Source organism: Thermoanaerobacterium sp. R66 (genome assembly GCF_028895185.1).
Classification (GTDB): domain Bacteria; phylum Bacillota; class Thermoanaerobacteria; order Thermoanaerobacterales; family Thermoanaerobacteraceae; genus Thermoanaerobacterium.
In genome coordinates, this window is sequence record NZ_JAEUWW010000001.1 from 735,774 (window position 1) to 748,281 (window position 12,508).

At 32.2% G+C, this 12,508-nt stretch carries 10 protein-coding genes; all 10 read right to left on the reverse strand.

Annotated elements, in window-relative coordinates:
- Positions 1-3: 3 nt before the first annotated feature.
- Positions 4-894: a stage V sporulation protein K gene (spoVK, locus tag JJQ93_RS03590; protein ID WP_085111924.1), complete on the reverse strand. Its 891-nt coding sequence runs from the start codon at positions 892-894 to the stop codon at positions 4-6.
- 74 nt (positions 895-968) lie between these two features.
- Positions 969-2,264, reverse strand: a complete 1,296-nt coding sequence (gene asnS / locus JJQ93_RS03595; RefSeq protein ID WP_085111925.1) for an asparagine--tRNA ligase — start codon at positions 2,262-2,264, stop codon at positions 969-971.
- Positions 2,265-2,304: 40 nt separating this feature from the next.
- On the reverse strand, positions 2,305-3,729 hold the full coding sequence (gene purB / locus JJQ93_RS03600) for an adenylosuccinate lyase (protein ID WP_274892773.1): 1,425 nt from the start codon (positions 3,727-3,729) through the stop codon (positions 2,305-2,307).
- A 15-nt stretch (positions 3,730-3,744) separates the two neighbouring features.
- Positions 3,745-4,932: a pyridoxal phosphate-dependent aminotransferase gene (locus tag JJQ93_RS03605; protein ID WP_274892774.1), complete on the reverse strand. Its 1,188-nt coding sequence runs from the start codon at positions 4,930-4,932 to the stop codon at positions 3,745-3,747.
- 56 nt (positions 4,933-4,988) lie between these two features.
- Entirely contained in the window at positions 4,989-5,804 is an 816-nt protein-coding gene (locus JJQ93_RS03610; protein WP_274892775.1) for a PHP domain-containing protein, read from the reverse strand.
- Between the two features lie 50 nt (positions 5,805-5,854).
- Complete coding sequence (locus JJQ93_RS03615; protein WP_013297863.1) at positions 5,855-6,115, reverse strand: stage V sporulation protein S; 261 nt, start codon at positions 6,113-6,115, stop codon at positions 5,855-5,857.
- 77 nt (positions 6,116-6,192) lie between these two features.
- Entirely contained in the window at positions 6,193-6,972 is a 780-nt protein-coding gene (locus tag JJQ93_RS03620; RefSeq protein WP_274892778.1) for a TIGR00282 family metallophosphoesterase, read from the reverse strand.
- A 95-nt stretch (positions 6,973-7,067) separates the two neighbouring features.
- Positions 7,068-8,594: a ribonuclease Y gene (rny, locus tag JJQ93_RS03625; RefSeq protein WP_206199004.1), complete on the reverse strand. Its 1,527-nt coding sequence runs from the start codon at positions 8,592-8,594 to the stop codon at positions 7,068-7,070.
- Positions 8,595-8,714: 120 nt separating this feature from the next.
- On the reverse strand, positions 8,715-11,276 hold the full coding sequence (locus JJQ93_RS03630; protein WP_274892779.1) for an AAA family ATPase: 2,562 nt from the start codon (positions 11,274-11,276) through the stop codon (positions 8,715-8,717).
- Positions 11,277-12,497 (reverse strand): metallophosphoesterase family protein, encoded by a 1,221-nt coding sequence (locus JJQ93_RS03635; RefSeq protein ID WP_274892780.1) that lies wholly within the window; start codon positions 12,495-12,497, stop codon positions 11,277-11,279.
- Positions 12,498-12,508 lie beyond the last annotated feature (11 nt).

The window sequence follows — 12,508 nt, forward strand, 5'->3', positions numbered from 1 at the left end:
TTCTCAATCCTCTCTAATATCAATAGAATCAATTATCATCAAATCGTCTTTTGTTATTGTTTTTTTATTTATTACTCTTACAGCTTGTTTTCTTATAGCTCTTTCAATTATGTTTCTAACCAATCTCGCATTGCCTATTTCTCTTGTAGTATTGTCATTAATTAAAACTTTCATTATTTTTCTTTTTGCGCTATCTGTTAGTACGTATTGCCTATTCTTTGTCATTAATTCTGCAATCCGTAACAATTCATCTATAGTGTAGTCAGGAAAATCAATTTGTATAGGGAATCTAGATCTTAAACCTGGGTTTGTGTTTAGAAAATATTCCATTTCATCTCTATAACCTGCCAAAATCAAGACAAACTGATCTTTGTAATCTTCCATTGCTTTGACTAAAGTATCAATCGCCTCTTTACCAAAGTCCTTTTCTCCACCCCTTGCCAAGGAATAAGCTTCATCTACAAATAATATTCCGCCTAATGCTTTTTTTACATTTTCTTGTACTCTATGAGCCGTATGTCCTATGTATTCGCCAACTAAGTCGGCTCTTTCCACTTCTACCACATGTCCTTTGTTAAGGACTCCAATGCCCTTTAAAAGCTTACCCAATATTCTTGCAACGGTTGTCTTTCCAGTACCAGGATTCCCCTTAAACACCATATGTAAAACTATTGGATCTGTCACTAATCCTGCATTTTTCCTCTTAATTTGAACTTGCTCTAAAGCATATAACTCGTTTATTATTTGTTTTACTTTGTTAAGGCCAATTAAAGAGTTTAATTCTTTTAATGCTTCTATCTCGAGGTTTTTATCTTTTTCTATATTTTTATTGTCATCAGATTTTGATTTTTTTTCAATCTTATAATTTTCAAAGTTTACAGACCATATACTCATGACAATCACATCCCAATACATTTTTCGCTAATACTATTTTATGATATTGGGATGTGAAATGTTCATACTGTTTATTATGGGCGAATTCTGGACAGTGTTCTTGGAAATGGTATGCATTCTCTCACATGTTCTGTATTAGTTATCCATGCAACTGTTCTCTCTATACCAAGTCCAAAGCCGGAATGTGGTACAGTGCCATATTTTCTTAAATCAAGATACCAATCGTACATATCAATAGGCAAATTTTCTTCTTTCAGCCTTTTTACTAACAAATCATAATCGTGAATACGCTGACTGCCTCCAATAATCTCCCCATAGCCTTCAGGTGCAAGCAAATCTGCACATAGCACTACTTCAGGTCTATCTTCTTTCGGCTGCATGTAAAAGGCTTTGCATTTGGCAGGGTATTCAGTTATGAAGACAGGTTTATCAAATTGATTTGACAAGAATGTCTCATCTGGCGAGCCCAAATCATTCCCCCATTGAATCTCATATCCATTTTTATTCAAAAGCTCAATTGCTTCATCGTATGTCAATCGAGGAAAAGGAGTTTTGATTTTTTCCAGCTTACCTAGATCTCTTCCAAGTTCTTTTAATTCCCTTGAACAGTTTTCTAATACAGATTGAACTATGTATTCTACCAACTTTTCTTGAACTTCCATATTGCCGTAATGATCGACAAAAGCCATTTCAGGCTCAACCATCCAAAACTCATTTAAGTGTCTTCTCGTTTTTGATTTTTCAGCTCTAAATGTTGGACCAAAGCTGTACACCTTACCAAATGCCATGGCAGCAGCTTCTTGATACAACTGACCAGTTTGTGAAAGATAAGCATTTTCACCAAAATAATCTATTTGAAAAAGGTCTGAAGTTCCTTCACAAGTAGATGGTGTTATGATTGGGGAGTCAATTCTTACAAAATCATTATTATTTAAAAACTCTTGTATTGCCTTTATAACTTCATGGCGAATAGACAAAATTGCCTGCTGTCTCGGTGTTCTGATCCAAAGGTGTCTATTGTCTAATAAAAAATCTACTCCATGTTCTTTTAATGAAATAGGATAATCATTAAAAGCCATCTGTATTAAATCTACATTTTTAACTGTAAGTTCGAAACCGAAAGGAGATCTTTCATCTTTTCTCACAATGCCAGAAACTGATATAGAAGATTCCTGTGTTAATTTGTCGCAAAGTTCAAAGACATTTTCGTCTACTTCATTTTTTACAACTATGCCCTGAACAAATCCAGATCCATCTCGTATTATTAAAAATTTAATTTTCCCGCTGGATCTTTTATTGTATAGCCATCCATTAATTGTAACTTCTTCCCCCACATGATCTTTCATTTCTTTTATTTTTATCAGATTCATATTTACGCCTCCTATCACGTAAATTATAACATAATTATTTTTATACTTCTATACTGACTTCTACGTCTTCAATGCGATTTGCATTAAGCAACGGTTTAACCACATTCTCTATGTATTCTACCGTCTGATTTATAGCTCTTCCAGTAAATTTGATAGGATTTATAATATCATCAATCTCTGTGTCTGACAAAATTATTCTTTCATCTTTTTTTAACATATCTAATAGCTGATTTTCTCCACCGTTTTTAATAATTTCCTGGGCCTTTAGCGAATTTTCACGTATGACTTCATGCAATTCTTGTCTATCTCCGCCTTTTACAACACATTCCATTAAAATTGCTTCAGTAGCCATAAATGGCAGTTCATTCATGACATGCTTGTTAATTATTTTGGTATTCACCTGTAATCCAGATGCGACATTTAAATATAAATTTAAAATAGCATCAGTTGCGAGAAACATCTCTGGTATTATAATTCTTCTATTGGCAGAATCATCAAGTGTTCTTTCAAACCATTGTGAAGATGATGTAATTGATGAATTAAGCAGTGCCGTAATAACGTACCTGGAAAGTGATGCTATCCTTTCGCATCTCATTGGATTTCTTTTATATGCCATTGCTGATGAGCCTACTTGTTTTTCTTCAAATGGTTCTTCTATTTCCTTTAAATGCTGCAACAATCTTATATCATTGCTGAATTTGTGTGCACTTTGAGCTATTTCACTTAAAACAGAAAGAAGCAAAAAGTCATACTTCCTTGTGTAAGTTTGGCCAGTTACGTCAAACGATTTGTCAAAGCCCATCTTTTCTACTACAAGCCTATCAAGCAGTTTTACTTTTTCTTCGTCACCATTAAACAGCTCCATGAAACTTGCCTGTGTTCCTGTTGTTCCTTTTACGCCTCTTAGTTTTATATTTTTAAGCCTATATTCAAGATCTTCGTAATCAAATATCAAATCTTGAATCCACAGAGTAGCTCTTTTCCCGACAGTTGTCAACTGAGCTGGTTGAAAGTGAGTAAAACCCAATGTAGGTACATCTTTATATTTTAATGCAAAATCTGAAAGTATCTCAATTAGCTTAAGCAATTTTTTTCTGATTATCTGGAATCCTTTATACATAAGTATAATATCTGTATTATCATCCACAAAAGCAGATGTTGCTCCTAAGTGTATAATCGGCTTTGCCTTTGGACACTGCAGGCCATATGCTCTAATATGTGCCATGACATCGTGCCGAAGTTCTTTTTCCAATCTCTTAGCATCTTCGTAATTTATATCTTCAACATGTTTCTCCATCTCTTCTATTTGTTCATCGGTAATATTAAGCCCTAATTCTTTTTCGCTTTTTGCTAAAGCGATCCATAGCTTTCTCCAAGTTTTAAATTTTTCATCATCTGAGAATATTTGAGACATTTCTTTGCTTGCATAACGTGTTATCAATGGATTTTCATATAGATTTGACATAATTACCTCCGATTTCTAAAAATTTGTTAATAAGTTTTCTATTCTATTAAAGCCTTCTTCAATATTATTCATCGATGTTGCATACGAAACTCTAATATAATTATCATTGCCAAATGGAAGACATGGTATTACAGCAACTTTAGCTTTTTCTAAAAGAAAATTAGCAAAATCAATGGAACCATTTATTTTTCTTCCATCTATTTCAGTCCCAATAAAATTACTGATGTTGATAATTATATAAAATGCGCCATCTGGTGCGATAGCTTTTAAACCATCTATTTTATTTATTCTTTGAAGCATGTAATCCCGTCTTCTCTTAAATTCAACAACCATAGCTTTGATCGTATCATCGCCTTGATTCAGTGCTACAACACTGGCATATTGAGCTATTGTATTAGGATTTGATGTAGTATGACTTTGAATATTGTTAATTAATTTAGCAATCTCGGGATTTGATGCAGAATATCCAATCCTCCATCCTGTCATTGAATAAGCTTTTGACATGCCATTTATTATAATTGTCAAATTTTTTATTCCTTCATTAAAAGAAGCAATGCTGACATGTTTCCCATTGTAAATTAACTTTTCATAAATTTCATCAGAAATCACATAAATGTTATGTTTTACAGCTAAAGATGCTATATTTTTCAATTCATCTTCATTATAAACTGCCCCAGTAGGATTATTTGGGCTATTTATAATAATTGCTTTTGTCTTATCGCTTATTGCTTCTTCTAATTGCGTTGCAGTAATTTTAAAATTATTGCTTTCTGCAGTATCAATAAAAACTGGAACACCGCCAGCTAACTTAACCATTTCAGGATAGCTAAGCCAATAAGGAGAAGGAATTATGACTTCGTCACCTTGATTTAATATGGCACATAATGTATTAAAGATTGCCTGTTTAGCACCATTTGAAACTACTATTTGAGAAACATCATAAGATAAATTATTGTCTCTTTTTAACTTTTGTACTATTGCTTCTTTTAGCTCCAAAATACCTGAAGTAGGTGTATATTTTGTGTAACCTTCTCTTATAGCACTAATTGCTGCTTCTTTTATATAATCAGGTGTATCAAAATCAGGTTCTCCTGCTCCAAAACCAATCACATTTATTCCTGATTTTCTCATTCTATTTGCTTTGGCGGTAATATCTAATGTCAGTGAAGGACTAATGCTAAGAGCCTTGTCCGATAATCTCATATTTCCACCTCCTACAGTATATCTATTATTTTAACTTATTTTTGATATTATTTCTACTATTTAATACTTTCTTTAAGTTTTACTACATATTCGTAATCAAGCTTTACTGTGCCCAACAGATATTTTCCATCTACATCAATTCCATGAAAATCTGAACCGCCGGTTATCAACAAATTATTTTCTATGGCAAAATTTTTAAAAAACGCTGTATCATCCTTGCTGTGTTTCGAATGATATACTTCGATGCCTTTTAAACCATTTTCGATAAGATGACTTATAATTTTTTTATCTTTAAGAAGACCTGGATGCGCCAATACAGGTATGCCACCAATATCTTTTATCATTTTAATTGATTCAAATGGATGAAGCCTATATCTCTCAACGTAAGCTGGTTGTCCTTCACCAATATATCTGTCGAAAACTTCTTTTACGCTTTTTGAATAACCTGCCTCAACTATAGCTCTTGCAATATGAGGTCGTCCTATGTAAGATTCTTTAGCGTATTTTAGTACATCATCATAATTTATGTTAACGCCAATTCCATTAAGCTTTTGAATCATAAGTTTTGCGCGAGAGATTCTGGAATCTCTAATCTCTGCCAATCTTCCTAAAAAGTCTTTATTATTATGATTGATAAAATATCCAAGTATGTGTACATCTTGTTTTCCATCATATGAGTTAAGCTCGATCCCAGGTATTATTTCTACGTCGAAAATTTTTGAGGCATATATTGCTTCATCAATGCCTTCCAATGTATCATGATCTGTAATGGCAATAATACTTAAACCGGCTTTTTTTGCCAAGTATACTACTTCTTTTGGTTTATGTGTTCCATCTGATTTAGTAGTGTGTATATGCAAGTCAGCAAACATTTATTTCCACTCCTAATGTTAAACTAAAAACAACCTGTTTTGCAGGTTGTTTATCTTGGTTCTACGATCAACTTAATGGCTGTTCGTTCCTCTCCATCGATTTCAATGTCTGTAAAGGCTGGTATGCAAATCAAATCGATACCACCAGGTGCAACAAAACCTCTTGCTATAGCTACTGCTTTTATTGCTTGATTTAATGCACCTGCTCCAATTGCTTGTACCTCTGCCCCACCGCGTTCTCTGAGTACACCAGCTAGTGCACCTGCTACTGAATTTGGATTAGACTTTGCTGAGACCTTTAAAACCTCCATCGTATATCCCCCTTTTAATATATCGAATACATTATCTATATTCTACAAAAAAATTAAAAATCCTTCTAAATTAAAACTTATATATAATTTTTGTTTATTCTGTAAATATCAATACATTTTCCTGTAGATTCGTCTATTTTTATTACCAATCCATTTATTTGAGCTGGGCCTTTTGCAATATCAAATTTAACAGGCAAAGAAGATGTAAATTTTTTTATTATCTTATCTTTGTCCATTCCCAAAACAGAATCATACGGGCCTGTCATTCCCACATCAGTTATATATCCTGTACCACCTGGCAATATTTTTTCATCTGCCGTTTGAACATGTGTATGTGTTCCATATACGCACGATACTTTCCCATCTAAGTAATAACCTAAAGCTATTTTTTCTGACGTAGCTTCGGCATGAAAATCAACAATTATTATGTTCGTATGTTCTTTTAACATTTTTATTTCTTCATCAGCAACAAAAAAAGGATTGTTATTGCATGGCATAAACACTGTACCTTGCAAATTGATAATTCCGATTTTTATATTGTTTATGTTAAGCAGAGAAGAACCTCTTCCAGGGGTGTTAGGAAGATAATTTGCAGGTCTTACAATTCTTCTTTCTTCATCGATAAAGTTAAAAATTTCTTTTTGATCCCATACATGGTTACCCATAGTTAAAGCCGATATTCCCATTTCAAAAAGTTCATCGGCAACTTTTCGCGTTATGCCATTTCCACCTGCAGCATTTTCAGCATTTGCAATGACCAAATTAATATCATTTTCTTCAATTAACTGCCGCAATTTATCCTTTAGTATATTTCTTCCGATTCTTCCAACAATATCACCTATTATAAGCGTATTCATATAAACCTCCGTTCATTTACAACATAATATTATTATACTACTATAATCGATAATTATAAATCGAAAAGCGTGCATATGCACGCTTTATTTCAAATTTATTTAGCATAATCAACTGCAACAGTTTCTCTAACTACTATAACCTTAATTTGACCAGGATATTCCAATTCTTCCTCGATTTTTTTAGTAATTTCTCTTGCTAACATGATCGTAGTTTCATCGTTTATGATTTCTGGTTTTACCATTATTCTTATTTCTCTGCCAGCCTGTATAGCATACGATTTTTCAACACCATCAAATGAATTAGCAATTTCCTCTAATTTATTTAATCTTTTTAAATACGCTTCAAGTGTCTCGCGTCTTGCACCAGGTCTTGCTGCAGATATGGCGTCTGCTGACTGAACTAAAACTGCTTCAACTGTCTGAGGCTCAACATCATTGTGATGTGCCATTATAGCATGAATGACTTCATTTGATTCATGATATCTCTTTGCAAGATCTGCCCCTATCATTACATGTGGACCTTCAACTTCATGGTCTACTGCCTTTCCTATATCATGCAATAATCCGGCCCTTTTGGCTATATTTGCATCAGCACCAAGTTCGTACGCCATAAGCCCCGCTAAATGAGCAACTTCTATGGAATGTTTCAAAACATTCTGCCCGTAACTTGTCCTAAACTTTAATCTTCCAAGTAATTTTATCAATTCAGGGTGAATTCCGTGAACGCCAACTTCAAAAGTTGCTTCTTCTCCAGCTTTAATAATGACATTATCGACTTCTTTTCTAGCTTTCTCCACCATTTCTTCAATTCTGGCTGGATGTATTCTTCCATCTTCAATTAATTTTTCTAAAGCTATACGGGCGATTTCACGCCGTATTGGATCGAATCCTGATATAACTACTGCTTCTGGTGTATCATCAATTATCAAATCAATACCTGTCAATGTCTCTAAGGTTCTAATATTCCTGCCTTCACGACCTATGATTCTTCCTTTCATTTCATCGTTAGGCAATGCTACTACCGAAACAGTTGTTTCGGCTGCATGATCAACAGCACATCGTTGAATTGAAGTAACAACTATTTCCCTCGCTTTGCTTTCTGCTTCTTCTTTTGCTTTAGCTTCAATTTCCTTTATCATCAAAGCAGCTTCATGTGATATTTCGTTTTTAACATCGTTTAATAAAATATTTCTGGCTTCTTCTCTGGTTAATTCGGATATTCTTTCTAATTCTTCAACTTCTTTTTGATGCATTATTTTAATTTCTTCTTCCAAATCGCTTATTTCTTTTTGTTTCCTTTCAATCATTGCATCCTTTTGTTCTAATGTTTCAGCTCTTCTGTCAAGAGACTCTTCTTTTTGGATTAAACGCCTTTCCATTCTTTGAAGTTCGCCTCTACGATCCCTGACTTCCTTTTCGAGATCAGTTCGTTGTCTATGAATTTCTTCTTTTGCTTCCAAAAGCAACTCTCTTTTTTTATTTTCACCGTCTTTTTTTGCATTTTCCAAAATAGTTTTAGCTAATTCTTCAGCGCTTTTTATTTTGGATTCTGCAATAAATTTTCGTATGAAATATCCTGCAAAAAGACCAATTGCTATGGCGATTAATGCAATTACTGCTATAAATAGTGGACTAATATTGTTAATATGCCTACACCTCCTTTGTTGATACTCATTTTATATTTTATTCCTATTTCAAAATTATGTCAAGTTAGCATCCTTGCTATATTACTGACTTAGTGCTTAAGGATATACTATATGTGACCCATTTTCATCTTTTGTGATTTCTATTGAGTATGGAAAGCTTTCTTTAAGTTCATCAATATGCGTTATTACTAAGACTAATTCAAATTCATCTTTTATCATATTCAATACGTCAATAATATTTTGACGCCCAAGTACATCTTGAGATCCAAAGCCTTCGTCTATTATTAAGGTTTGTAAATTAACACCTGCTCTTCTTGATAGAAACTTCGATAAAGCAATTCTCAACGCAAAATTGATCCTAAAGGCTTCTCCACCGCTAAAAAGTTCGTATTTTCTTTTTCCCAATTCATCTGAAATTTCTATATCAAGTGTTTCTTGTACAGAGCCATTTTTGTTAATTTTTTGAGTGACTAGACTTACATACATCCTTCCATCTGATAATTTAGACAAAAAATTGTTGGCAGTATCTTCAAATTCCGGCAATGCATTTTCTATAATTAATGCTTGTATACCTTTTTTGCTAAAACTTTTCTCCAATATTTCGTAATAATGTATTTCAGATAGATAAACATCTTTCTCTTTATTTAAATCGACAATTTTCTTCTCTAAAATTTCTAGCCTATTCAGTTGGTCAACAATAGATGTTAAATTGGCGTTTAGTTCTAGATATTCATTGTTTATAATATCTATTTTTTGCCTTAATTTTTTTATGTCATCTATCAAATTATCATAACCGGCAAACTGTGACTTAAAAAACTCCAACATTTCTTTGTCTTTGTTTAAATACTCTGAATAAACTTCTATCGTCTTTTTATAACTTTGATATGTATCCTGATAATCAGATAAGCTTTGCTTTGAAATGCAAAGTCTTTCATATTTTTTTTCAAAGTCTCTATATAATTCATATTTATTCTTTATATTTTCATAAAGCTCAATTGAAAAGTTTAAATTTTTTAATTTAGTTTCAACATCTGACAATCTATCTTTCTCAGCAGAAGCAAAAGATTCATTAGCCAAACAATTATTAACATCGCTCATTTTTTCCTTTAATTCATTTAGTAGATTTAATAAGCTTTCTTTTTCAGCAATAGTATTTTTAAGTGAATCAATGTTAGCTATTAACTTTTCCCGTTTATTTTGAAGCATCAACAGATTATCACGCTCTTTTTTTAAAAATCTTATATTGTTTTGCTCTTTTAAAATTTCATCATTTATTGCATATATCTTATTTGCTATATCTTTTATTTCTTTTTTGATATCATTCAGCAAACTACTTTTTTTATTTTCATCAAGTGGCGAACTACACAATGGACATTTCGCATCAGTTTGCAATATTAGTTTGTAGTTTTCTTTAAGTTCTTCCGTCTTTTTATTAAAATTGTCCAGTTGAACTTTATATTCAGCTATTTTTTGAGTAGATTTTTGAATTTCTTCATCGTTTAATTTTATTTTTTCTTGTAAATTACCAATTTCCTGTAAGCCTTTTTCCAATTCAAGTAATTTTGAAACATTATTTTCTATTTCATTGTACCTTAGTAAAGTATCATTGTATTTAAATTGCAAATTCTTTAGTTCCAACTGAGTTTCTTTTCTCAATATATTTATGGTAGTTTCAATTTGGATTTTTTCTCTTTCAAGCTGATTAAAATTAGTATATTTTTTTTCAAGTTCTTTTAGCTGTTCTTTTACAAATTTAAATGTATTGTATCCTTCAACGATTGCACTTTCATCCTTCAAAAGATTATTTACTTCATTTATTTTATTTTTCATATCCTCCATCATAATTTTGTATTCTGAGATTACTTTTTCGTTAAACTTTATTCTCTCGTTATATTCATTGTATTTTATTATGTTATCATCCATGTGACGCTTTTTTTCATCTAATTCGTTTAAATCAATGCTTAACCTGTCAATTTCACATTTTTTTTCACTGCATTTTTTTAAAAGTTCATCTCTTTTGTTAACTAACTCATTTTTATCTTTTACTTCATTCATATACAGTTTCAATTGTTCATCTATAATATTTACCTTTTTCTCATATTCATTGCGTTTTATTTTGGCTTTTTCCTGTAATCTATCGTATATATCTAAGCCCAGGACCTCAGAAAATATCTCCTTTCTTTTTGTCGAATCAGCCTCAGAAAAAAAGCCATACTTGTTTTGTGGCATGAAAGATGAAGCGACAAAAGTATCATAATCTAACATGATAGTGCTTTCAATTTTGTCCCTTGTATCTTCTAACCTTTCTTGAGTCAATGATTTTAATGTTCCATCATCACCTATTATATGAAACTCAAGGATAGAACTTGAATTTCTTTTTTTCTTTCTTAGAATTCGATATTTAGTATTATTTATTTTGAATATGAATTCTACTTCCATCTCATCAGCACCAATTCTTATGAGATCATCACTGCCTCTGCCAGCGCCGTCTAAACCTCTAGCTCTTCCCCAAATACACCATGTTATAGCATCCCAAAGTGATGATTTGCCATTCCCATTTTTACCTGTAATTGCAGCAATATGAAACCTTGTAAAATCCATTACTTCGTTTTCAGAATATGACATAAAATTCTTTAACGTAAGCCTTATTGGAACCATTTATTTGTTCACCTCTTCTATCAATTCTTTGTATAAGAGGGAAGCTCTTTTTAGAAGTTCATCTTTATCAACATCTAAATCAACAGACAAAAAATATTTCGATAGAGCATCAATTGGATTAAGCTGTTCATTTATTTCAGGATTTCTTAAAGCACCTTTATCAGCATCAAATTCTTTTTTTATGCCAACAAAATAATAAGAATTTTCAATAAAATATTTGCTTATTTCTCTGTACCTGATGTGTTTATCGATATCCTTTGTAATTTTTAAGTTTAGTCTGACAATTGACTCTTTTAAATCGTATTTTTTAGCTGCTTTTAATATTTCTTCAGTAGGAGAAGAATCATCTTTTATTTCGATATTGATAGTTTTAAACTGCCTGGAATTCGTAGTGATAAATTTATGTGTAACATTTTGTCCATCGATAATCACATGGCAGAATCCTTTTTCGTCTCTTTCTTCCCCAAAATCTATTTTCTCTATGCTGCCACTGTATACGGCAAGTGGCATATCCCATACTATTTGATATTTATGTATGTGCCCTAATGCAATGTATTTGTATTGCGGTCTAGCAATTACGCTTATTGGTACAACAACTTCATCTCCAATCATAATGCTTTTTTCACTGCTAGTAATTGCTCCTGTTACAGATATATGAGCTGATAAAATCGAAGGTATAGAAGGTTCGAGTTTGGCTGTAAGAATATCAATGATAGTATTTATTTTCTCAATCATTTTTTTATTTATCTCATTTATACTTAAATTTTTGCTTTCTTCAAGTTTCAAAAGAAAACTTTTTGGAAAATACGGAAGGCACGCAATTTGCAATGGACCGTTTTTAGTTTCTATGAGAAAAATATCTGGTTTATTGGCCACATATACGTTTTTTACATCTAATATTTTATATATATCAAAAGCCCTTGCTTTTGAATCAGAATTTGGCTGATCATGATTTCCATTGTTTATGACAACTGGAATGTATTGCGAAAGGCGTTTTATTCTTTTTGCCAGTTCTCTTTGCTGAGTAGGGTTGGGCTCCCTGGATTTGTACATATCGCCTGAAATAATTGCTACGTCACAATTTTCTATAGAATAATCTACAAACCGATCAAATGCGTTCAAAAAGTCTTCTAATCTTGTATTTAATCCTGTTTTTTTGTTTATAATGCCGTAGTTCTCTATCCCAATGTGAATATCTGCTGTATGCGCAATATTTATCATTCATTTCACCT

Coding starts and splice junctions, on each gene's coding strand:
- spoVK (WP_085111924.1), bottom strand. CDS start 894: ATGAGTATATGGTCTGTAAACTTTGAAAATTATAAGATTGAAAAAAAA.
- asnS (WP_085111925.1), bottom strand. CDS start 2,264: ATGAATCTGATAAAAATAAAAGAAATGAAAGATCATGTGGGGGAAGAA.
- purB (WP_274892773.1), bottom strand. CDS start 3,729: ATGTCAAATCTATATGAAAATCCATTGATAACACGTTATGCAAGCAAA.
- JJQ93_RS03605 (WP_274892774.1), bottom strand. CDS start 4,932: ATGAGATTATCGGACAAGGCTCTTAGCATTAGTCCTTCACTGACATTA.
- JJQ93_RS03610 (WP_274892775.1), bottom strand. CDS start 5,804: ATGTTTGCTGACTTGCATATACACACTACTAAATCAGATGGAACACAT.
- JJQ93_RS03615 (WP_013297863.1), bottom strand. CDS start 6,115: ATGGAGGTTTTAAAGGTCTCAGCAAAGTCTAATCCAAATTCAGTAGCA.
- JJQ93_RS03620 (WP_274892778.1), bottom strand. CDS start 6,972: ATGAATACGCTTATAATAGGTGATATTGTTGGAAGAATCGGAAGAAAT.
- JJQ93_RS03630 (WP_274892779.1), bottom strand. CDS start 11,276: ATGGTTCCAATAAGGCTTACGTTAAAGAATTTTATGTCATATTCTGAA.
- JJQ93_RS03635 (WP_274892780.1), bottom strand. CDS start 12,497: ATGATAAATATTGCGCATACAGCAGATATTCACATTGGGATAGAGAAC.